Source organism: Neobacillus sp. OS1-32 (genome assembly GCF_030915425.1).
Taxonomy (GTDB): domain Bacteria; phylum Bacillota; class Bacilli; order Bacillales; family Cytobacillaceae; genus Neobacillus; species Neobacillus paridis.
In genome coordinates, this window is sequence record NZ_CP133263.1 from 2113685 (window position 1) to 2137408 (window position 23724).

At 43.6% G+C, this 23724-nt stretch carries 21 protein-coding genes; all 21 read right to left on the bottom strand.

What is annotated here, in order from left to right; translation table 11 throughout:
- Nucleotides 1-156 precede the first annotated feature (156 nt).
- Complete coding sequence (gene argH, locus RCG24_RS10765; RefSeq protein ID WP_308079053.1) at nt 157-1533, bottom strand: argininosuccinate lyase; 1377 nt, start codon at nt 1531-1533, stop codon at nt 157-159.
- A 240-nt stretch (nt 1534-1773) separates the two neighbouring features.
- Nucleotides 1774-2985, bottom strand: coding sequence for an argininosuccinate synthase (locus RCG24_RS10770; RefSeq protein ID WP_308079054.1), 1212 nt, complete (start codon nt 2983-2985; stop codon nt 1774-1776).
- 80 nt (nt 2986-3065) lie between these two features.
- A complete protein-coding gene (gene argF / locus RCG24_RS10775) occupies nt 3066-4019 on the bottom strand; it encodes an ornithine carbamoyltransferase (RefSeq protein WP_308079055.1) in 954 nt (317 codons plus the stop codon).
- Nucleotides 4003-7236: a carbamoyl-phosphate synthase (glutamine-hydrolyzing) large subunit gene (gene carB / locus RCG24_RS10780; RefSeq protein ID WP_308079056.1), complete on the bottom strand. Its 3234-nt coding sequence runs from the start codon at nt 7234-7236 to the stop codon at nt 4003-4005. The genes argF and carB overlap by 17 nt, the downstream gene beginning before the upstream one ends.
- Nucleotides 7223-8299, bottom strand: a complete 1077-nt coding sequence (locus RCG24_RS10785; RefSeq protein ID WP_202654850.1) for a carbamoyl phosphate synthase small subunit — start codon at nt 8297-8299, stop codon at nt 7223-7225. The genes carB and RCG24_RS10785 overlap by 14 nt, the downstream gene beginning before the upstream one ends.
- 6 nt (nt 8300-8305) lie before the next feature.
- On the bottom strand, nt 8306-9505 hold the full coding sequence (locus RCG24_RS10790; protein WP_308079057.1) for an acetylornithine transaminase: 1200 nt from the start codon (nt 9503-9505) through the stop codon (nt 8306-8308).
- A complete protein-coding gene (argB, locus tag RCG24_RS10795; RefSeq protein ID WP_308079058.1) occupies nt 9487-10302 on the bottom strand; it encodes an acetylglutamate kinase in 816 nt (271 codons plus the stop codon). The genes RCG24_RS10790 and argB overlap by 19 nt, the downstream gene beginning before the upstream one ends.
- 15 nt (nt 10303-10317) lie before the next feature.
- Complete coding sequence (gene argJ / locus RCG24_RS10800) at nt 10318-11547, bottom strand: bifunctional ornithine acetyltransferase/N-acetylglutamate synthase (protein WP_308079059.1); 1230 nt, start codon at nt 11545-11547, stop codon at nt 10318-10320.
- A gap of 33 nt (nt 11548-11580) precedes the next feature.
- On the bottom strand, nt 11581-12618 hold the full coding sequence (gene argC, locus RCG24_RS10805; protein WP_308079060.1) for an N-acetyl-gamma-glutamyl-phosphate reductase: 1038 nt from the start codon (nt 12616-12618) through the stop codon (nt 11581-11583).
- Nucleotides 12619-12986: 368 nt separating this feature from the next.
- Nucleotides 12987-13745: a type I 3-dehydroquinate dehydratase gene (gene aroD, locus RCG24_RS10810; RefSeq protein WP_202654845.1), complete on the bottom strand. Its 759-nt coding sequence runs from the start codon at nt 13743-13745 to the stop codon at nt 12987-12989.
- A 4-nt stretch (nt 13746-13749) separates the two neighbouring features.
- Nucleotides 13750-14259 carry a shikimate kinase gene (locus RCG24_RS10815; RefSeq protein ID WP_202654844.1) on the bottom strand — a complete coding sequence of 170 codons (510 nt, stop codon included), beginning with the start codon at nt 14257-14259 and terminating at the stop codon, nt 13750-13752.
- A 123-nt stretch (nt 14260-14382) separates the two neighbouring features.
- Nucleotides 14383-15282 carry a nickel transporter permease gene (gene nikC / locus RCG24_RS10820; RefSeq protein WP_202654843.1) on the bottom strand — a complete coding sequence of 300 codons (900 nt, stop codon included), beginning with the start codon at nt 15280-15282 and terminating at the stop codon, nt 14383-14385.
- A 15-nt stretch (nt 15283-15297) separates the two neighbouring features.
- Nucleotides 15298-16305, bottom strand: coding sequence for an ABC transporter permease (locus RCG24_RS10825; RefSeq protein WP_202654842.1), 1008 nt, complete (start codon nt 16303-16305; stop codon nt 15298-15300).
- A gap of 171 nt (nt 16306-16476) precedes the next feature.
- Nucleotides 16477-18093 (bottom strand): ABC transporter substrate-binding protein, encoded by a 1617-nt coding sequence (locus tag RCG24_RS10830; protein WP_202654841.1) that lies wholly within the window; start codon nt 18091-18093, stop codon nt 16477-16479.
- A 51-nt stretch (nt 18094-18144) separates the two neighbouring features.
- Nucleotides 18145-19113: an ABC transporter ATP-binding protein gene (locus RCG24_RS10835; RefSeq protein WP_202654840.1), complete on the bottom strand. Its 969-nt coding sequence runs from the start codon at nt 19111-19113 to the stop codon at nt 18145-18147.
- Nucleotides 19094-20107, bottom strand: coding sequence for an ABC transporter ATP-binding protein (locus tag RCG24_RS10840; RefSeq protein WP_308079061.1), 1014 nt, complete (start codon nt 20105-20107; stop codon nt 19094-19096). Before RCG24_RS10840 ends, RCG24_RS10835 begins: the two co-directional genes overlap by 20 nt.
- A 160-nt stretch (nt 20108-20267) precedes the next feature.
- Entirely contained in the window at nt 20268-21035 is a 768-nt protein-coding gene (locus RCG24_RS10845; RefSeq protein ID WP_308079062.1) for a MerR family transcriptional regulator, read from the bottom strand.
- A gap of 152 nt (nt 21036-21187) precedes the next feature.
- Complete coding sequence (locus RCG24_RS10850; protein WP_308079063.1) at nt 21188-21511, bottom strand: nitrous oxide-stimulated promoter family protein; 324 nt, start codon at nt 21509-21511, stop codon at nt 21188-21190.
- 158 nt (nt 21512-21669) lie between these two features.
- On the bottom strand, nt 21670-21972 hold the full coding sequence (locus tag RCG24_RS10855) for a hypothetical protein (protein ID WP_308079064.1): 303 nt from the start codon (nt 21970-21972) through the stop codon (nt 21670-21672).
- On the bottom strand, nt 21972-22595 hold the full coding sequence (locus tag RCG24_RS10860) for a Gfo/Idh/MocA family protein (RefSeq protein WP_308079065.1): 624 nt from the start codon (nt 22593-22595) through the stop codon (nt 21972-21974). Before RCG24_RS10860 ends, RCG24_RS10855 begins: the two co-directional genes overlap by 1 nt.
- 57 nt (nt 22596-22652) lie before the next feature.
- Nucleotides 22653-23438 (bottom strand): arginase family protein, encoded by a 786-nt coding sequence (locus tag RCG24_RS10865; protein ID WP_308079066.1) that lies wholly within the window; start codon nt 23436-23438, stop codon nt 22653-22655.
- Nucleotides 23439-23724 lie beyond the last annotated feature (286 nt).

A 23724-nucleotide genomic window follows, 5' to 3' on the forward strand; every position in this document is an offset into this window, starting at 1 on the left:
AATATTAGCTCAATCTGCCACCAATGTCAATAGTTTCTTTTTGAAAGAGAAGCAATTGCGGAGTGAATCTTTTAATCGTTTTTTGGAATCTTTGCAGGGTTTCGATTATACTTGCACAAAATCAAACCCGCCAAAATTGAGCGGGTTTGATTTTGTTTATTTATGCAGTTTTTGCTCGGCTAATTGAATTTGCTGCTTCACTTGTTCTGGTGCTGTCCCGCCAAAGCTATTGCGAACGGCGACAACTTGTTCCGGAGCCAGTACCTGATAAATATCCTCTTCAAATAAATCGCTAAATTGCTTATATTCCTCGATGGTTAAATCGAGCAAGAATTTGTTGGACTGAATTGAATAAAGGACAATTTTTCCAATCACCTCATGGGCCTCGCGAAACGGCAGACCTTTGCGAACAAGGTAATCGGCAATATCCGTAGCATTGGAAAAGTCAGTGTTGATCGCCTTGCGCATTACCTCTTTATGGACGGTCATCGTTTCGATCATTGGTGCTAATAGCTTCAGGGAGCCTTCCAGCGTCTCTACCGTATCGAACATACCTTCTTTGTCCTCTTGCAAATCCTTATTATAAGCAAGCGGAAGGCCCTTTAATACAGTGAGTAAACCAATTAAATTGCCATACGTGCGCCCTGTTTTTCCCCGCAAAAGCTCCGGTACGTCCGGATTTTTCTTTTGCGGCATGATGCTCGAACCGGTGCAAAAGGAATCGTCCAGTTCAATAAATTGAAATTCCTGGCTTGACCAAAGGACCATTTCCTCTGACAAGCGTGAAATATGGGTCATAATAATCGAACCAATCGACAAAAATTCTAAAATAAAATCACGGTCGCTGACAGCATCCATACTATTTGGATAAATCGTTTCAAATCCTAATAATTCCGCGACCTTTTCGCGATTAATTGGAAAGGTGGTCCCGGCCAGGGCGCCAGAGCCTAACGGCAGCCAATTAATCCGTTTCAAAGAATCCAGCAATCTTTCCTTATCTCGTTCAAACATCCAAAAATACGCCATTAAGTGATGAGCGAAAGAAACCGGCTGGGCCCGCTGCAAATGGGTATAGCCCGGAATTAGTGTTTCAATATTCTCCTTCGCCTGCTTGATGATCGAGAGTTGGACATCTTCAATCAATTTAATTAATTCAGTTGTTTTGGTCCGCAAATATAGATGCATGTCGGTTGCCACTTGGTCGTTTCGGCTGCGGCCAGTATGAAGCTTGCCCCCCACCGGACCAATTTGTTCAATTAACAGTTTCTCGATATTCATATGAATATCTTCATCCGCAACGAGAAACTCAACCTCTCCGCGGTCAACCCTTTCCTTTATTGCCAGCAGACCTTGTTTGATTGTTTCCGCATCCTTTAGCGGAATAATGCCGCACTCCCCTAACATCTGGACGTGGGCAAGGCTCCCGGCAATATCTTCTTTTGCCAGCTTTTGATCAAACGATATCGAAGCGGTGAATTCTTCTACCAGCTTGTTCGTTTCCTTCGTAAACCGACCGCCCCATAATTTTGACATAGATTGCTCCCCCTAAATGATCAGAAATTCCTGTTAATACTTGATTTCCTTTTGTGAATTGAAAATGATATCTGTAGACTAACTCGATATATCTGCAAGTTTCACAGATTTATCTGCCGTTTTGCCTGATATATCTGCAAGTTTTTCAATATATCTGTAGATTCGCTCATTATATCTGCAATTCTCAAAAGTTAGTACTTAAGCAGATTGCCCCCGAATATGCTTCGGGGGCATCACAGTTTATTTTACCATTGATTCTTTCTTATTTACTTCGGTGAACACCTTTGTTGGTAATCCCCACAATTTGATAAACCCAACAGCTGCATTGTGATCGAAGGCATCACCTTTTGTATAGGTTGCCAGCTCTTCGTTATATAAACTGTGCGGCGATTTCCGGGCAACCACTGTATGGTTTCCTTTAAACAGCTTCACGCGAATGGTGCCTGACACCACTTTTTGTGTTTCTTCGACAAACGCATCAAGGGCAGCTTTTAATGGTGAGTACCAAAGGCCTTCGTAGACAATTTTGGCCATCTGCTGTTCGACCTGGGTTTTAAACTGGGTAACTTCACGCGGCAGAGTCAAAAACTCCAATTCCTTATGAGCATTAATTAAAATAAGGGCTGCCGGGTTTTCGTAAACCTCCCGTGATTTAATTCCTACCAATCTATTTTCGATATGATCAATCCGGCCGACACCGTGCTTGCCGCCAATTAGATTCAATGCCTCAATCAATTGAACAAGCGGTAATGTTTCGCCGTTCAGAGCGACTGGTACGCCTTGTTCAAATTCAATTTCGATATATTCCGGAGTATCCGGGGTTAATTCAATTGGATTGGTCCAATCATAAGCTTCTTCCGGAGCCTCGGCCCATGGATTTTCGAGGACGCCAGCCTCGCAGGCACGGCCCCAAATATTGGCATCAATCGAAAATGGATTATCCAAATCAACCGGAATCGGAATCCCATTCTTCTCGGCATAAGCAATTTCCTCATCACGGGTCATGCCCCATTCACGAACGGGAGCCACCACTTTTAAATCTGGGTTGAGCGCTTGGATCGACACTTCAAAGCGCACCTGATCATTCCCTTTTCCCGTACAGCCGTGGGCCACGGCAACTGCTCCTTCTTTTTCGGCGACATCAACTAGCAATTTTGAAATCAGCGGGCGTGATAGCGCCGAGGACAGTGGATATTTTCCTTCATATAATAAATTCGCTTTTAATGCTGGTAAAATATAGTCCTTAGCGAGCATTTCCTTGGCATCAAGGATATAAGCTTTGATGGCACCGACATTTAAAGCTTTTGTTTTAATTGCCTCTAAATCTTTTCCCTCTCCGACATCAAGTCCCAATGCAATGACATCGTAGCCGTACTTGTCTTGAATCCATTTTACAGAAACGGAAGTATCCAGGCCTCCCGAATATGCCAACACAATCTTCTCTTTAGCCATTTTTATTCCCCTTACTTTCCCTTTTGTATTAAAATTCACTGAATAGAATTATTATACATTATTTTTTATAAAAATAAAGACTATTCTGCAAGTAATAATTTTAAAATTGCCTTTTGGGCGTGAAGCCGGTTTTCTGCTTCATCAAAAACAACTGAATGCGGCCCATCAATGATACCCGTTGTTACTTCTTCACCACGGTGAGCGGGAAGGCAATGCAAAAAGATAAAATCGGCATTGGCCTGTTGGCACAGTTCCTCGTTTACTTGATAGGGGGTAAAAACCTTCAGACGCTTGGCTGCTTCCTCCTCTTGACCCATGCTGGTCCAGACATCGGTTACGACCACATCTGCATTTTTAATTGCTTGGATCGGGTCATTGGTGATCGTGACAGTCGCTCCGCTCAGTTTTCCGGCAGCAATTGCCTTTTCAGTGATTATTCCATTCGGCAAGTATCCGGGAGGGCTGGCAATGTTAATATCCATCCCTACTTTAACGGCACCCTCTATTAAGGAATGGGCCACATTGTTATTGCCGTCACCGATGTAGCAAAGCTTTAAGCCGGCCAGCTTCCCTTTATGTTCGAGGATGGTCAACAAATCTGCCAAAACCTGAGCCGGGTGCTGCAGGTCGGTTAAGCCATTGATGACCGGAATCGTGGCATGTGCTGCCAATTCTTCAACAGATTCATGACTATACGCCCGAATCATGATCCCATCGACATATCTGGAAAGCACTTTGGCCGTGTCGGCAATACTTTCCCCTCTGCCCAACTGGATATCCTTTGAGCTCAAGAATATCGCATGACCGCCAAGCTGCAGCATGCCAACCTCAAAGGACACCCTGGTGCGGGTGGATGATTTTTCAAAAATCATCCCCAGCACCTTTCCAGTTAAATATGGATGCGGAATCCCCTGTTTCTGCTCGGCCTTTAATTGTTGCGCCACTTCCAGCAGATAATGAATTTCTTCAGTGGAAAAATCAGCCAGCTGTAAAAAATCTTTTGACTTCAATTGATATTTAATAGCTTCCGACATGGATTGATCCTCTCTCTCCCCATTTGTAATATTCACTTAGCGTCCTTACATTGATAGCAGCGTTACTGGTTTTGCCCATTTCCATCATTGCTTGCACCGTGTCAAAATGGGTAAATACCGGCACCTTATAGCGAATCGCTTGTTCACGGATGCGAAAGCCAAATTTCATTTTATTACGGCCCTGATTGGGTATATTGATAACCGCCTTTACCGCCTGCTGGCGAAACAGGCTGTCAACATCCTGTTCATTGCGAAGTACCTTTTCAACCTCAACCCCATGCTCTTGAAGGAAAGCAGCCGTGCCCTCTGTTGCGGCAATCTTTAAATTTTTTCCAAGCTCACGGATAATCGGCAGACTTTGCGGTTTTTCCCGGTCGGAAATCGAACATAAGAGATAGTCTGCCCCGCTATTTCCTGTCAAAGCCGGAATGACTTTAGCTAGTGCCTCAAGATAGGTTGCCCCCATTCCCAGCACCTCGCCGGTGGACTTCATTTCCGGACCAAGAACATGGTCGACTCCTTTTAGCTTTCCAGAGGAAAAAACCGGGGCCTTAACGGAAAAATATGACGGTTCCGGCTGCAAGCCCGGGGCATCAGAAAATTTAGTTAACGCATCGCCCAATTGAACGCCAATCGCCCACTCAATCATTGGAATCCCCGTTACTTTACTGATGATTGGCACCGTCCGTGATGAACGTGGATTGACTTCCAGAACGTAAACCTGCTGGTCATAAACGACGAATTGGATGTTCATCATCCCAATAACCGGAGCCGTTTTGGCAATTTTTGAAGCATAGTCTATTAAAGTTGCTTTTATCTCCTGAGACATTGAAATCGGCGGAAACACGGAGATACTGTCGCCGGAGTGGACGCCGGCTTTTTCAATATGCTCAAAGATTCCCGGAATGACAATGCTGTCACCATCACTGATGACATCAATTTCGCATTCCAGTCCCGGTAAATATTTATCAACTAGTAACGGCCACATTTTCTCATTGGCATTTTGATTAAGCTGGTTCATATAATCATGCAGTTCCGTTTCCGAAAAAATCGTGAACATTGCCTGCCCGCCGATGACATAGGACGGTCTCACAAGTACCGGATAGCCTAAATCAGCCGCTGCTGTAAGCAATTCCTCTGCGTGGAAAACGGTTTTTCCTTCGATATGAGGAATATTCAAATCTTCGAGCAGCTGGTAAAATTCCTTTCGGTCTTCGAGACGGTCTACATTTCTCACAGTCGTGCCCAAAATCGGAACGCCTTCTTCTTCAAGATCGTGGGCAAGATTAATCGCGGTTTGCCCGCCGAATTGAATCAGTACACCTTCCACCTGTTCTTTTTCAATCACATGAAGCACATCTTCGACGGTGAGCGGTTCAAAATAAAGCCGGTCGGCGACGGAATAATCGGTACTGACCGTCTCTGGGTTGTTATTGATGATAACCGCCTGATAGCCGTGTTTCTTGAGCGCTTTTGCGGCATGCACCGAGCAATAATCGAATTCGATTCCCTGCCCAATCCGGATTGGCCCGGAGCCAATAACGAGAATCTTTTTCGCATCGGTTGTTTCTACTTCGTCAAAGCCATGATAAGTAGAATAATAGTAAGGGGTGACCGCATCGAATTCTGCCGAACACGTATCGACCATTTTATAGCCGGGTTTGATACCAAGTTCCTGCCACTTAGTTCTTATTTGTTTTTCCGGAATTATAAAGATTTGCGCTAGCAGCTTGTCGGCGATATTCATCTTCTTCGCCCGGATCAGCAGAGATTCAGGAACATTGTCCCAATGGAAGCCTGCCAGTTCTGTTTCTACGGCCACGATGGCGCTAATTTTGTGCAAAAACCAAGGGTCGATCTCGGTTAATTGCTGAACTTTTGTAACCGAAATGCCTCTTCGAAACGCCTCGGCAATAATAAAAAGCCTCTGGTCATTGGCTTGTTCCAGCAATTCCAAAAGGTCTGCTTCTGGCAATGATTGATTCATCCGGCGGCAGAGGCCGTAAACATTCATTTCCATGGAGCGGATCGCCTTATTAAGCGCCCCTTCGAAAGTCCGATCAATCGCCATCACTTCTCCGGTAGCTTTCATTTGGGTTCCGAGCGTTCTGTCGGCTTCTGGAAATTTATCAAACGGAAAGCGCGGCAGTTTGACGACAATATAATCAATAGCCGGTTCAAAGGAGGCAAACGTATTGCCGGTTATCGGGTTCAAAATCTCATCCAAGTGGTAGCCGGCCGCACATTTTGCCGCCATTCGGGCAATTGGATAACCGGTTGCCTTTGAGGCCAGTGCTGATGAACGGCTGACCCTCGGATTGACTTCAATAATATAATATTCATTGGAATTTGGATTTAGCGCGAACTGGATATTGCAGCCGCCTATAATTTCGAGTTCCCGGATTACTTTTATCGAAACATCGCGGAGCATTTGATACTGTACATCAGTAAGTGTTTGCGACGGAGCAACGACAATGGAGTCACCGGTATGGACGCCGACCGGGTCCATGTTCTCCATATTGCAAACGATAATGCACGTATCATTGGCATCGCGCATAACCTCATATTCAATTTCCTTCCAGCCTTTGATGCTTTTTTCGACGAGCACTTGGTGAATCGGACTGGCTGCCAGCCCTTTTTTCAGGACCAATTCCAGTTCCTCTGCATTATAGGCAAAACCTCCGCCTTCTCCGCCAAGCGTAAATGCCGGACGGATAATCACCGGAAAGCCAATTTTGTTAACAAATTGAACGCCTTCCTCATAGCTTTGGATGATCGCTGATTCGGGAATCGGCTCCCCGATTTTTAGCATCAAATTGCGGAACCGTTCGCGATCCTCGCCATTTTTAATCGATTCGACTGACGTTCCAAGGAGGGCTACATTGTATTTTTCAAGAATTTTTTGTTCAAACAGCTCCACAGTCAAATTCAAACCGGTCTGCCCGCCAAGTGTGCCAATCACTCCGTCAGGCTGTTCTTTTTGAATGATTTTTTCAATCGTGGCAACATTAAGCGGCTCGATATAGACCTTATCGGCCACTGCTTCGTCGGTCATAATCGTCGCCGGGTTATTATTAACGAGGACAACTTCCAGTCCTTCTTCTTTCAAGGCAATACAGCCTTGAGTTCCGGCATAGTCAAATTCTGCAGCCTGACCAATAACGATCGGACCTGAGCCTATCACAAGTACTTTTTTCAACTGCTTATTTAACGGCATATTTTGTCTCTCCCAATGACGCGATCTCTCTGACAAATCCTGTTAAAATGTATTCTGTATCACTTGGTCCCGGATGTGCTTCGGGATGAAATTGCACCGATTGAATCGGATAATGCTTATGTTTTAAGCCCTCGATTGAGCGGTCATTGACATTGCGGTAAGTAACCTCAAACACCTTGCTGTCAATACTTTCATCGATGACCACATAGCTGTGATTTTGTGCGGTTATTTTGACTTTTCCGGTGGCCAGTTCTTTCACAGGGTGATTACCGCCACGGTGACCATAGGTAAGCTTTTCCGTTTTCGCCCCGTAGGCTAGGGCAATCAGCTGGTGACCCAAGCAAATCCCCAGAGTTGGGAAATACTGGCTGATCTTTTTATATTCGGGGAACCATTTTTTTAACGCCATCGGGTCGCCAGGACCATTGCTAAACAGAACCCCGTCGGGTTGTATGGATTTTATTTGTTCAAACGTTGTATGATATGGGACAATCGTGACGGCGCAGTTTTCAGCCAGCAACGCCGTGAGAATTGACTTTTTATAACCAAAGTCAACTAAGACAACATGAGGACCGCGATTTTTAAAAAACTGCTGCTCTTTCGTCGAAACTTTTTCCACCCAAAATGGGGTTTGTTCCTGAGAAGGAAAAGCGATTGCCTTCTCCCTGCCTAAATAGCCTTTGACGGTTCCCCGGCTGCGGATGGTTTTCACTAACAGTCTCGTATCGACGCCAGCAAGCCCGGGTACTCCAGCTTGCTTTAGTTTTTCAGAAAACTTTTCAATTGATTGATAATGGCTCGGTGTTTCACAAAGGTCGCCGATTACGACACCGGCAAGCGCCGGGGTAATGCTTTCATTATCTAAAGCATTGATGCCATAATTACCAATTAGCGGATAGCAGAAGGTGATAATTTGCCCGGCATAGGATGGATCCGTAATAATCTCTTGATAGCCAGTCATGCTTGTATTGAAGACAACTTCTCCTAGTGAATCGTGTTCTGCACCAATCAGTACCCCTTCAAACAGTTCCCCTGTTTCCAAAGTAAGATATCCTTGTTCCATAAAGCCTCACTCGCCTTTCTCTATACCTTGGAATGCCTGTTCCAACTTTTGCGCAAATTCATCGATTTCACTTTTAGTTACCGTTAACGGTGGCAGGATCCGAACTACATTGGGACCGGCGGTTAGCACTAACAAATTGTGGCTGATCGCTTGTTTTACGATGTCTAACGCATTCGTTTCCACAACCAGTCCTTTCAGGAGCCCTTTGCCGCGGATATCCTTGATGGCTGAAAATTGAGCCTTCAGGCTTTCGAGTTGGCAATCAAGGTAGACGGACATCTCCTGAACATCACTTAAGATGTCGCTGTTAATCATCCGTGAAACAGTGGCAACTCCAGCTGCCGTTGCTAGCGGATTGCCGCCAAATGTGCTGCCATGGCTGCCTGGTTCAAAAACTTTGGCCACTTCTTGTTTGGCAATTATCGCTCCGATTGGGAATCCTGATCCCAGCCCTTTGGCAACGCTGATTACATCCGGCTTAATATCATATTGTTCATAGGCAAACAGCGTACCTGTTCTGCCCATTCCCGTTTGAATCTCATCGACCATTAGCAGAATGTCGTTTTCTTGGCAAATCCGAGTGAGTGCCTGCACCCACTTCTGATCAGCAGGAATGACCCCGCCTTCGCCTTGAACCAATTCAAGAAGAACCGCTGCCGGCTTGATTGTTTGCAGCATCTCAAGGGCATCGTTATCGTTAAACGGCAAGTAACTAAATCCCGGCATTAACGGTGAAAAACCGTGCTGAATTTTTTCCTGCCCAGTGGCTGTTAGAGTGGCCAGCGTCCTGCCATGAAATGATTGCTTAAAGGTGACAATTTCGGGAAAATTGCTGCCCTTTACTTTACTGGCGTAGCATCTTGCCAGTTTAATCGCGGCTTCATTTGCCTCGGCTCCACTGTTACAAAAAAACACTTGATCACCGCAGCTGTTGGCTGTAAGAAGACCGGCAAGTTCCTCCTGATTGGGAATATGATAAAGGTTGGAGCAATGCCATAGGTTTTCGAGCTGCTCCGCCAGTTTCTCTTTTACACAATCGGGAACATGACCAAGGTTGCAAGTGGCAATCCCTGAAGTAAAATCCAAATATTGCTGACCGTGATCATCCCAGACATAGCTTCCTTTTCCTTTGACCAGTGTTACCGGGAAACGGCTGTAGGTTGCCATTACCGGTGAAATTTGCGAGACTAATGTATTGTGGCCCATCCTGCTATCTCCTCTTCTAGAACAATTTTTGTACCAATTTTTTTACCCTGTGTATAATCTATTAGACTATTTTTCTCAAATCCGTTAATGATGGCCACCTCGCGGATATTGTGAACAAGACCATCGATCGCTGCCTTGGCTTTTGGAATCATGCCGCCGTAAATCGTTTGATTGTCAATCATTTCTTCAATAATCGATTTGGAAACCACATCCATTTTCGTCTTTACCCCATCTTTTTCAACCAGAATCCCGGGGATGTCACTGATAAAACAAAGATTGGCTCCTAATGCTTTCGCTACCGCAGAGGCTGCAACATCACCGTTAATGTTATAGCGCTGACCATTACCGTCAATTCCAATCGGGGAAATGACCGGGATATAGCCCTGTTGGATGACTCCATCAATGACTTCATCGTTAACTCCAATTACATCTCCGACAAAGCCTAACTGTTTGGCATTTTGTGCTGGAGCTGCCTGGAGCAGGCTGCCGTCCACCCCGCTGACACCGATGGCATTCCCTCCTGCCTCGATAATCTTGCGAACAACCTGCTTATTGACCATGCCACTTAAGACCATTTCGACAACATCCAATACATCTTTGCTCGTAACCCTTAATCCGTCCACAAAGCGTGTCTCAACATCCAGGCTTTTTAACAATTGATTGATTAACGGACCGCCGCCATGGACAATAATCGGGATCCATTCCCTTGATTGATGAAGGGAAATCACATCCTGATAAAATGACTTAGGAAGGTTTTCCAATACACTCCCGCCGCATTTTATTACTAAGTATTTCATGGAAAAGGCCCCCTTTTATGTGCGGTAGGATGCGTTGATTTTGACATAATCGTAGGTTAAATCGCATCCCCAGGCAGTGGCACTTACATCACCTTGATTTAATTCCACAACGATTTGGACATTTTCTTGTTCCAAGTATTGTTTCAGTTTGGCCTCATCGAATGGGGTAGGCAAGCCGTTTTCAAAAACCGGATAGGCTCCAATCGAGACCTTTATTGAATTTGGGTCAATCGGCACGCCGCTGTAGCCAATTGCCGTGACAATTCTGCCCCAGTTGGCGTCGGTACCATAGATAGCCGTTTTTACCAGATTGGAAGAAATAATGGCTTTTCCGACGGCTCTGGCTGCTTGTTGACTGAATGCACCAGCTACCTTGACTTCAATTAATTTCGTCGCCCCTTCACCATCGCGGGCAATTTTTTTGGCCAATGCTTCGCAAACAGTCTTTAACCCTGCGTAAAAAACCTCCCAATCGGGATGATCTTTTGTGAGCTGACCATTACCTGCCAGGCCGTTTGCCATGACGACAACCATATCATTGGTACTTGTGTCTCCGTCCACCGTGATCATGTTAAATGTTTCGTTTGTGATGTCTTTTAGTGCACTAGATAAGTCTGTATATGCAATGTTAGCGTCCGTGGTCACAAATCCGAGCATTGTTGCCATATTAGGATGGATCATTCCCGAGCCTTTGGCTGCACCGCCGATGCTGACAGTTTTCCCATCAATGTTCATTTGCACGCCAATTTGTTTGACCATTAAATCGGTCGTTAAAATTGCCTGCAGAAAATTATTTACTCCTTCATTGTCTTTGTGAAGGAGTTGCTTAATTCCTGTGTTAATTTTATCCATTGGCAGAAGCTCGCCAATGACCCCTGTTGATGTAACCGCTACTAAGTGGTCTTTGACGCCAAGTTCAGCAGCAAATTGACTTTGCATTTCATAGGCATCCTTTAACCCTTGCTCGCCTGTGCAGGCATTGGCGTTGGCCGAGTTAACCACAATAGCCTGAATTTTATTTTCCTTTGCCAGGCTTTCCTGCGTTACCACGAGCGGTGCTGCTTGAAACACATTTGTCGTGTAGACGCCAGCAGCGGTTGCCGGAACCGCCGAGGTGATATAACCTAGGTCCAGTTTTTTTCTCTTCAATCCGCAATGCAAACCGCCCGCCTTAAACCCCTTTGGTAAGGTCACACTTTCATCTTTTAAAATGACTATTTCTCTCCCTGTTGTTACCTGTGCCAATTAAATTTCCCCCTTATTCTCCCTGAAACGATTTTATGGATAGATTGGTAGTTGGTTAAGACCACTTCGTTCATCCCAACCAAACATTAAGTTCGCATTTTGAATTGCCTGCCCGGCAGCTCCTTTTACCAGGTTGTCAATTACCGAAATGACGGTCAGCCGGTTTGTTCGGCTATCGACATGAAGCCCGATATCACAATAGTTGCTTCCGTGCACTTCTTTCGTTGCCGGAATGTTTCCTTCCGGTCTGATTCGGACAAAGGATTTATTTTTATAAAAATTAGTGTATAAATCTACAACTTCCTTCGTTGAAATAGATTCGTTTAATGTAAGATACATTGTGCACATAATCCCTCTTGTCATTGGCACCAGGTGAGTTGTGAAACTAATCGTGATGGGAGTACCGCTTTCATCTGAAAGGACTTGCTCAATTTCCGGAATATGCTGATGGCTTCCCAGTTTATAAGCTTTTAAGTTTTCGTTTATTTCCGCATAATGGGAGGTTAAGGAAAGTCCTCTTCCTGCCCCTGAAACTCCGGATTTTGCGTCAATGATGATGGATGCTAAATCAGCTTGATTTGTTGTTAAAATCGGGATTAATCCCAAGGTTGCTGCGGTTGGATAGCAGCCCGGGTTGGCAATCAATGCTGCTGTTTTTATTTGCTCCGGATAGATTTCGCTTAATCCGTAAACAGCTTGTTGTATATATTCATGATTGGCTGGCCTTCGCCTATACCACGTTTCGTATTGTTCGCTCGACCTTAGCCGGAAATCCCCGGACAGATCAACACATTTAATCCCTGTTTCCATCAGCTGCGGGACAAGCTTGCTGCTCACACCTGATGGCGTCGCCAAAAACACAATATCATGGTTTTCTGCGATCGTTTCCGGGTCAAATTTTCCTAACGGCTGGTCGGTTAATCCTGATAAATGAGGATAACTTTCACTGAAATTGTTTCCTGCTTGAGAGTTGGAAACAACCGAGCCTACATCTAAATAGGGATGCTGGTGGATAAGTCTGATTAATTCAATCGCACCATATCCTGTACCGCCAATAATTGCAGCTTTCATTTTTTCCACTCCCACGCGTTACTTAGATAATGAATTATTATACATACATGTATATAATTATTCAACAGGAAAATGACCAATTTTTCTGCAAATATCAAATAATTTAATTGACAGCGGTTACATATAAGGTTGAATCGTTATACATTTTTATATACTGAAGACTCACCGATTGGCGAGTCGTTAGGGCGAAGACAGAGGCAAAGTTACACTTATGGCAAATAGGAAAGTTTTTTCTTTTCTGATCAAAAAAAGCCAACCTGACAATTTGTTCATTATTGCGTCAGATTGGCTGATATATTTTCCAGTTTATTCATTTGTAACTCGGCCTATTTCCCCGACATTTAGCCAAAAGAATTTTAATCCCCAAATTAGGAATGTAACAGATGTAATGCTCTTCTCAGTTCTGCTGCCTCTACTTGACCAGGAGCGGACTTCTTGCCGGCAGAAGCAAAGGTCAATGCTGATCCAAACGTTCCTCCGGCAAGGCGGCTGATTACTCCTTTACTCCCCATTGAAATCGTGATAATCGGTCGGTCTGCATACTGTTCATACATTATGTTTGTCGCTACCAACAATGTTAAAACATCGCTGGAACTTGTTGGCATCACAGCAATTTTCGGTAAATCTGCTTCCAATTCCTGCGCTTTTCGCAGCCGTGCAATAATCTCTTCCTTTGAAGGTGTTTTCTCAAAATCATGATTCGAAATGATGACCAATACCCCTTTGCTATGTGCCGTTTTCACTAATGATTTCACAATTGTTTCTTCATTAAGTAACTCTATGTCTATGATGTCCGCCAGGCCAGTTTCAATGATGGCTTTATTCAATTCAATATAATAAGCTGTGCCAACCTCCTTTTCGCCACCTTCTTTAGCACTTCTGAAGGTAAAAATAATTGGCGTATCTTGGAGAATGGCCCGAATTTGGCTTAGTGTTTCCTCTACTTTTCCAATATCCTCAATCTGTTCAAAATAATCGGCCCGCCACTCGACAATATCGTAATCAATTGTTTTTAAGGCGGCCGCCTCCTCGATTAATTCGGCTACCGTGCGGCCAACCAATGGCACACAAATTTTAGGAATCCCCCTACCAATAGTGATTCCTCGGGTTGTTATTGTTCTCTTCATGTCTTCAATCCACCTTTTGAAGAATTTCTGCGACAACCTCTTCGGGATTTTTGTGATCAACCGTAATCTTTACATGATGATCAGCATAAATTGCTTGCCTCTGATTAAAAAGTTCTTCCATTTCTTTAATTGTTTTTCCATGAAGGACCGGCCGGCTATCTTGAATAAGACGAAGCCTGTCCTTCCAGTTTTCAAACGAAATAGTTAAAAAGATCACCGTGCAGGTTGATAAACAAATGTTTTTGATATCCTCCTGGAGGAATGCTCCCCCTCCGACCGAAATGATTTTTCCATGTTGTTCTGCCATGCTGTAAATCAATTCCTTCTCCCGCTTTCTAAATGTTTTCTCACCAAACTTCTGAAAAATTTCGGGAATGGGCAGTTTGAATTCTTTTTCAATTTCCTCATCTATATCAATAAATTGTCGATTGAGCTTTTCAGCCAGCAACTTTGAGACGGTCGTCTTCCCTACCCCCATGAAGCCTATCAGGACGATGCTCTTTTCTTTATTCATTACAAATAGTTCCTCCCACCACAATACGAACAATCTTTAGCTAATTATAAATCTTCTGATTATATAACACAAAATGATTTTTTAAGCTAATTAGAAAAGACCCCACACCCGAGGTCTTTTCGGCTAGTTTTTCATTTTTGGATCGAGGACATCGCGTAAGCCGTCACCCATCAAGTTGAAGCCAAGTACCGTCAGCATAATTGCCATCCCCGGGAAAAATAGTGTCCACGGGGCATTGGTAATATAGTTCTTGGAATCGGCCAGCATTTTCCCCCACTCCGGTGTCGGCGGCTGCGCCCCCATGCCAAGAAACCCTAGTGCCGCTGCTTCAATAATCGCTGTGGCAATCGCCAATGTGGCCTGAACAATGACCGGTGAAATGCTATTCGGTAAAACATGGCGGAAAAGAATCCGTGAATCCTTCATTCCGATCGCCCGCGCCGACATAATGTATTCTTCCTGTTTAACACTTAACACCTTTGAACGGACAAGCCGGCCGAAATTGGGGACGTTGATAACGGCAATTGCGATCAAGGCATTTTGCAATGACGGGCCAAGGATGGCGACTACAGCAATTGCCAGAAGAATACTGGGGAACGCCAGCATGATATCAAAAAACCGAGAAATAATTGTATCTATCCAGCGCCCGTAGTAACCGGCTACGATCCCGAGGAATGTCCCAACTACGACAGATCCCAGGACAGAAAAGAATCCCACCCATAAGGAAATTCTAGCTCCATATATTACCCGGGAAAAAATATCCCGGCCAAAATCATCCGTACCAAACCAATGTTTACTTGATGGTGCCTGCATCCGCTCGGACATAACCTGCTCTTTAAAACCGTATGGCGCCACCCACGGAGCAATGAGAGCAAGGATAATAAAGAAGAGAACAATGGCAAGGCCAATCACGGCCAAACGATTTTTATAAAAAGACTGCCAGGCCTCCTTCCACGGAGGAATAAACGTTTCTTCAGCAGGTATGGTTTGTAGATCCGTTGTATTTTTTGCTAATTCAGCCACTGCTAGAGTCCTCCTTTACTTCGTGTATTTAATCCGCGGATCGATAAACACATACAAGAGATCCACTACTAAATTGATCAATACGAAGATCGCGGCAATAATCAAGATTCCTGATTGAATCACCGGATAGTCGCGATACCCGATGGCATCATATAAATATCTGCCAATTCCGGGCCAGCCGAAAATGGTTTCCGTTAAAATTGCTCCGCCTAATAACAGGCCGGTTTGCAGGCCGATGACGGTAAGAACAGGAATAATTGCATTTTTTAAAGAATGCTTGTACACGACCCAGAACATGCTTAATCCTTTGGCCCGTGCTGTCCGAATATAATCTGATTTCATGACCTCCAGCATTGTCGCCCTGGTCATTCTTGCAATAATCGCCATTGGAATCGTTGCCAGCGCTGCACTCGGTAAAATTAAATGCTGCAGCACAACTTTAAACTGATCGAACCTGCCCTGCAATAATGTGTCAATCAAATAAATATTTGTGATAGCGGTAACCGGATCCCTGACATCCTCCCGGCCAGTTGTCGGCAGCCAGCCTAATTCAATCGAAAATACCCATTGTCCCATTAACCCAAGCCAGAAAATAGGCATTGACACACCGATTAAGGCAAATACCATGGCGGCATAATCAAACCAGGATTTCGAAAACCAGGCGCTGATAATCCCGGCGTTGACTCCAATAATGACGGCAATGATGATAGCAACTAAGGTCAATTCAATCGTCGCGGTTAAATATGGCCAAATTTCCTCATTAATCGGGCCTCTTGTCCGCAATGAAATGCCCAAATCACCATGCAGGAGAGCATTAATATAATCAAAATATTGTATGTACCATGGCTGATCCAGCCCCAACTGTTTTGTCAGTTCTGCGACGGCCTCCTTAGTTGCCCTTTGACCGAGAATAACCTGCGCCGGATTTCCTGGTATCGCGTGTATGATGGCAAAAACAATCAGAGTCATTCCAATTAACACTGGTATTAATGAAAAAATTCGCCGGATTGTATAGGTTAGCACTTTTCTCACCTCTTTTAGTCAGGTTCAAATTAAAGCGGTGTTATAAATCGCGGTGTTTTTGCCGCGAATTTTTCTCAATAAAATGCACATATATTGCTTGTAAAATTTATTAAAATGGCAAGCCTTTGTTGGCAAAAGGGGAGGCAAAGAAACCTCCCCTCGTCTTACTCATTATTTAAATTCAACCTTGCTTAAGCACTCGGAACCGGTTGGATGCGGTAGGTAGTTTACCACGTCTTTAGATGCCGCCAGAAGTGGTGTGGAATGAACGAGCGGCACCCATGGCGCGTCTTCATGAACAATTTCTTGCGCTTTCTTATAAAGCTCGTTTCGCTTTTCTTGATCAGCAATGGTTTGTGCTTCAATTAAAATATCGTGAAGCTTATCATTGCTGTACTGAGCATAGTTGTTGCTGCCGATACTGTCTTTATCCAGCAATGTGTAGATAAAGTTATCCGGGTCGCCATTGTCACCGGTCCAGCCGAGCATGAACATATCAAACTCGCCTTTATTGGCCTTATCTAAATAAGTCGCCCAGTCCACAGATTTGATGTTTGCTTTAATATTAATTTTACTTAAGCTTTCTTGAATGACTTCAGCAACTTTTTGCGCCTCTGGCATGTATGGACGGGCAACTGGCATGGCCCATAAGTCAATGGTAAAGCCTTTTTCCAATCCGGCTTCCTTCAGAAGTGCCTTAGCTTTTTCCAAGTCATATGGATAATCTTCAATCGCATCGTTGTAGCCTTCAATCGAAGGAGGCATTGGGTTTTTCGCAGGCAATGCTTTACCGCCATAGAAGGCATCGATGATTGTCTTTTTGTCAATGGCATGATTAATCGCCTGACGGACCAGCTTGTTATCAAGCGGCTTACGCGTAGTCGTTAAGCCAATATAGCCAATGTTCATCGATGGACGTTCGATGATTTGCAGTTTGTCATTTGCCAAAACGGTTGCTTCATCTGAGTTATTTAAGCCGTCCATGACGTCAATTTCTCCATTTGCCAAAGCATTAAGCCGGGCCGTATTTTCCGGAATTACGCGGAAAATAATTTTGTTTAACTTCGGCAGGCTCTTGTCCCAATAATCAGGGTTCTTTTCAATCACAATGCGGTCGTTAGCCTTCCACTCAACAAATTTGAATGGACCGGTCCCGACAGGATTTTTTCGGAAATCATCGCCATATTTCTTGAGTGCTGCCGGACTGGCGATACCAAACATCGACATGGCTAAGTTTTTCAGGAATGGTGCCTGCGGTCTTTTCAAAATAAATTGGACAGTATGGTCATCAAGAGCTTTAATCTCTTTAATGACATGGCCTTTATCTTTCTTAAATCCGCCAAACATCGTATAATAAGGGAATTGTTTTTCATTTCCGTTCATCCAGCGGTTAAAATTATAAATAACGGCATCTGCATTAAAATCCGTGCCGTCGTGGAATTTTACCCCTTGACGGAGGTGGAACGTATACTGCAGCCCATCATCAGATACTTTCCATTTTTCGGCAAGTCCCGGATGAATCGTTGTATCTTGCTCCCCATAGTTTAATAATGTTTCAAAAATATTAATGGTAACCTTAAACGTTTCCCCTTCTGTTGTCGTGATCGGGTCGAGTGAAACGGAGTCACCGCCACGGCCATAGACAAGCGTATCCTTTGCAGGAGCACTGCTATCAGCTGGCTTCTTGCTGTCGTCTGCTTGTTTATTTGTTTTCGAGTTGCAGCCAACAAGAAACATGCTGATCGCTAGTATTGAAATTAACAGCATTTTTAACGTCTTGTTCTTCATTAAATATTCCTACCCCCTAAATGTTTGTTTTTATATCATCAATGCTGCCCATCACTCGTCATATAAGTGGCAGGCAACATAATGACCGTTCAGAATGCGTTCTGTTGGTCTCGTTGTTTTACAAATCTCCATGCATTCTCCACATCTCGTGTGAAAGGCGCAGCCTGATGGCGGATTAGCCGGGCTGGGCAAATCCCCTTCAATTAGGATTGCCTCCTTTTGGAGATCGGGGTTCGCTATGGGAACCGCTGAAAGCAACGCTTTTGTATAGGGATGCAATGGATTTTCGTATAATTCTTCACTCTCCGCAAGCTCTATTAATCTGCCTAAATACATAACCCCGACCCGGTCGCTGATATGACGGACTACCCCTAAATCATGGGCAATAAAGATATAAGTTAGCTGGAATTCTTTTTGAATATCCTTCATCAGATTTAGAACCTGGGCCTGAATTGAGACATCAAGGGCGGAAACCGGTTCATCGGCGATGATCAGTTTCGGCTTTGTCATCAGCGCCCTGGCAATCCCAATCCGCTGCCGCTGACCGCCGCTGAATTGGTGAGGATACCTTTTGGCATGGTAACTGCTTAAACCGACTACCTCAAGCATTTCCTGAACCCTTTTGCGGCGATCTTCCTTCGAGCCAATTCCATGAACAATCAACGGTTCTTCCAAAATTTGCTCAATGGAATGCCTCGGGTTGAGCGATGCATAGGGATCCTGGAATACCATCTGGATATCGCGACGGATTTTTCTCAATTCTGCCTTTGACATTTGGGTAATCTCTTTATCTTCAAAAATAATCGAGCCGTCACTTGCTTCAATTAAACGCATGAGCAGCCGCCCGGTTGTTGATTTGCCGCAGCCGGATTCCCCGACAATCCCCAATGTTTCGCCTTTTTTGACGTAAAACGAAACATCGTCTACTGCCTTCACTTCCCCTTGTCTCCGGCCTAAAATACCGCCGGTAATCGGAAAATATTTTTTCAGACCTTTTACTTCAAGGAGTAACTCCGACATGTTCGTCTCTCCCCTCTCTCAATATATGTAGGAAACAGCGCACTTCATGTCCGTCTTTTTTTGATTGATATAACTTAGGTGCCTCATTTCGGCACTTATCAAAAGCTTCCGCGCATCTTGCGGCAAATCGGCAGCCCTGATGGACAGTCCCCGGCATTGGAACAGTTCCCGGGATACTATAGAGACGTTCTTTATTTCCTCTCAGGTCTGGAATCGATTTCAATAATCCTTTCGTATAAGGATGCTGTGGATTTTTCAAGATAGTTCTGACATCGCCTTGTTCCACCACCTGTCCGGCGTACATGACGATCACCCGCTCACAAATCTCTGCAACTACGCCTAAATCATGGGTAATGAGAATAATGGACGTATTGGTTTTTCGGTTCAAATTTTTCATCAAGGCCAAGATTTGTGCTTGAATCGTGACATCAAGCGCAGTTGTCGGCTCGTCCGCAATCAGCACCCTGGGATTGCAAGCCATCGCCATCGCAATCATGACCCTCTGCCGCATTCCCCCGGAAAGTTGATGAGGATACTCTTTCAAAATTCCCTCCGCCCGCGGTATTCCCACCAGCTTTAATAGCTCTACACTTCGGACCTTTGCTTCAGCCTTTGAAAGTTGCGTATGTAAGCGGATGGCCTCGATTAATTGGTTGCCAATTGTAAATAAAGGATTCAGCGATGTCATCGGTTCTTGGAAGATCATCGATATTTGGTTGCCGCGAATCTCGCGCCATTCCTTTTCTGAGATATTTATTAAGTCTTTCCCGGCAAAAATAATCTCGCCTTTTTCAATTTTTCCTGGCGGGGTTGGAATTAATCCCATCGTTGCCAAGGAGGTGACACTCTTGCCGCTGCCGGATTCTCCGACAATCCCGAGAATTTCACCTTCTCTTAATTTAAAGCTGATTCCATCCACGGCAGGGAGGTACTTCTTCCCCGATTGAAATGAAACCTTTAAATCTTTTATTTGTAAAATAGGTTCATTATTCACATTTACACCTACCTAATAGTTATATTACATTTTTGTAAAATATTAAAAAATAACAAATATTAAAATAATAATACCATAGATGATTCTTCAAAAAAACCCATAGATGGGTATTATTAAAAAAAATGTGCCTAACATCCAAGTGTCAGGCACCTATACAATATTATTTTTTTTGAATACCAGTATAAATAAGAATGGCCTCTCTTAGAAACTCAGCCGTACCTGGCTGTTCTTTATCATAATAAGCCTTAAACCGTTCGTCTTCGACATACATTTGTGCCAGGCCAGCGTGGGCTTCCTTACTATACTCATGCCAAAAGAAGGTAAGCCACTCTTTATGAAGTTCCGCTGCTTTTTGCGCTAACTCTCCTGCAGGGTCTCCGGTTTTCATCGCTTCAGCTAGTGTTCGTGTTATCTCCTCTGACAGGGCAGTAACCTCTTCATATTGCTCCTTGGTCATGTTTTGCAGTTTGGCATTGGAGCGGTCAACAGTTTCGTTGCCGTACTTCTCCCTGATTTCTTTACCGTACTTCTTCTCATTTTCATCGATCATTTTCTTCTTAAAGCCTGTAAATTTTTCCTGATCGGTCATTTCGATTCCCCCTTCTGTGTGCGCAATTGTTTTTTCAATATTTGCAATTAATAAGTCCAATTGCACTCTTTTTTCGAGGAGCTTTTGATGATGTTCTCTTAGTGCTTTGACAGCATCAAAAGCGGGGTCGGTGACGATCGTCTTAATCTGCTCCAGGCCCATCCCAAGTTCCCGAAAGAAGAGAATTTGCTGCAGCAGATCTACCTCCGCTTGACTATAGATCCGGTATCCTGAAGAATTGATTCTCGCCGGCTTAAGAATACCTATTTCATCATAATACCTTAAGGTTCTGGTGCTAATCCCCGCCAGCCTTGCCAGTTTTTGCACTGTATATTCCATCACATCACCTCCTCATCATTCACGATACACCTTTACGCAACGTCAAGGTCAACAAAGATTTTGGTCATTTTTCATATAATATTTTTATTAAAAAGAAAACCCAGATTGCGTGAAACAATCCGGGTACTATTTTCCTTTTGAATCCTGCAAACCTATTTATTTAGCAAGTGTTTTATCGAATAAATCGGATGGTACAACAGCATCCAAGGTCCAGAATACCTCATCACGGCTTTCATTTTTTCGCGGTATTTGGGCTTATAGCAGTGAATTTTACAATTAGAGCAGGCAGTCTTATCTTCCCCAAACCGGCAAAATGACAGTCGCAATAACGCATAATTTTTCAAATCCTGACATTCCTTACATAAACTATCCCGATGGTGTTTCCGGTGGCAATAGATTTCAATCATTTGTCTGACGACTTCTTTTTCCTTTTGAATCTTTGGCCCACTATTTGGTTCAATTACACGTGCTCCCATGTTTCTGAACCCCCTTTAAATACTAGAAACATCCTTCTCACTTTGACCATATCATAAAAAAGGGCGTATTTATGGGAAAATATTTACAAATTGCCAACATTTTATTACCAGAAAAAAATCTGTCAAACCGATAAGAGAAAAGACTCTGGAGGGAGTCCTCAGAGTCTTTCATACGTATTATTTGCCAGTTTCGTTATAATTTCTTCACAGATTTCATGGGTTTCCAGGGAATCCCATGCGGTAATTTCCGGATTGGTTCCTCCCTTAATTGCCTGAATAAAGTCATTGACCATTTGCGGAAACCCCCGCTTAACCAAAGTAGGTTCCCAATCATTGCTCCGCACTTCAATATTCTCGTTTTCTTTGGAAATAACAAGTTGCGAAACATTGGTAACCGTTCCCTTCTCATACGGCCCCATAACTTGGACGATCTCTTCATTGGCCCCATTTTCCCGGTTCATTATCCCAATGGCTGTCCCCCCTGTGACATAAATTGAATAACCACATGGTAAAGAAGGTCGTCCTCGATTCGGCCATTTACCAGCAATTCCTCAATTGGATGGGTGAACAAGTACCTCATGGTATCAACAACATGAATGAAATCATCAAAAATTAACGTTCTGGGGTCCCCGGGGTGATTTCTGCGATTTTTCTGAACTATGACCATATTAGGCTCCGAAATTTTCTTTAACCTCGCGTAGGCAGGGGCATACCTTCGGTTGAAGCCAGTCATCAGAATTAACCCTTTTTCCTCTGACAATTCAACAAGCCTTTTGGCTCCATCAAAATGATCTGTAATCGGCTTATCAACAAAAACATGAATACCCCTGGTAAGCAGCCACCTGACAATTTCTTCATGCGAAGATGTCGAGGAATGGACAAATACTCCTGATATACCGCTGTTTACCAATGATTCAAGATCAAAATGCAAATGCCGAAAACGATACTGTCTGCCGATCGCCATTAGCTTTTCACGATTTCTCGTGTAAAAATGAAACTCAACATCCTTGATTTGGCTGTAGACTGGCAGATAAGCTTTTTGGGCAATATCACCAAGTCCAATAACCCCAATTTTTATCACCATTATCCCTCTTTCCCTTGATACAATCGTTCCTTGTATTTTTTATATTCCGGGGTAAAATTATGCTCCTCTTGTTTGCTGGTGGCTTCCTTTTAGACATGTTTTCAAAATGGCAAGATTTGCTTTTTCATTTTTGCGAAATCTAGCTTGATAATTGGGCAGAACCATGTCGTGCGGGGAAAGATGCTCCTCGCCGCATATATCGACACCTTCAATCTTTTTATACTTGCTAATTGCTTCAAGAAAATAAGTTAGAGTAGAAAGATTCATCACACCCTGATCCCAATTGGTCTCGGCTTCGGTTGTATTTAACACATCCTTATCAATACTAATATAAACATTTTGCGTACGAATAGCAGATAAAATGGACTTTAATGCATAATGATGCCTGCCATCAAATGGAAAGATAACAACGTGATGATAATTGAAGTGATGCTGTGAAATCGTGGTGGGGCCAATGATGACAACTTGCTGCAATAACGGAATTTCTTTTAGGGCATACGATACCCATGATCCGCATGATAACAAACTCTCTTCATGGCCTTGATCATTTCCTAGATCGGGATGATTGTCAAATAGAATGAGGGTAAACGGTTCTGTCATTTCTGTTAATATGATATAAGTAATATAATGATAGTTTCCACTGCCAATATAGGTAATCCCTTTTTGCTTCCTTTTTTGCAATTGTTTTTGTAAAATCGTTAAAGAATCTTCCTCACAAAATAGATTCACATGCTGCATTTGCCGAAAATCCAAGTCCTCATGCGGGTATTGCAGCAGTTTGGTTTGTGCAAAATACGTTTCATCAAAATGAATAACACTAATTCCTTTTCGTACTAACCCCATTTTTCGTCATCTCCTGTATAAACAACCTGGGTGTCAGGCACCAATTTGGTTACGATGAATTAGAAATGTTTATTCTTTTCTACCATTATATCATTTTTCGGAAACACTTGTTTGCTAACAGGCACGGCTATGGTTGGAAAAATACTTTTATATGATATTAATACGATATTATCCTGGGCATTCCTGCAAAAAAATACAATTTACTAGTTAATATGTAAACCTTTAAATTGGAATTCCCTATAATTTCATAGTTATAATAGTAAAAAATATTGAATTTAACTCGGAG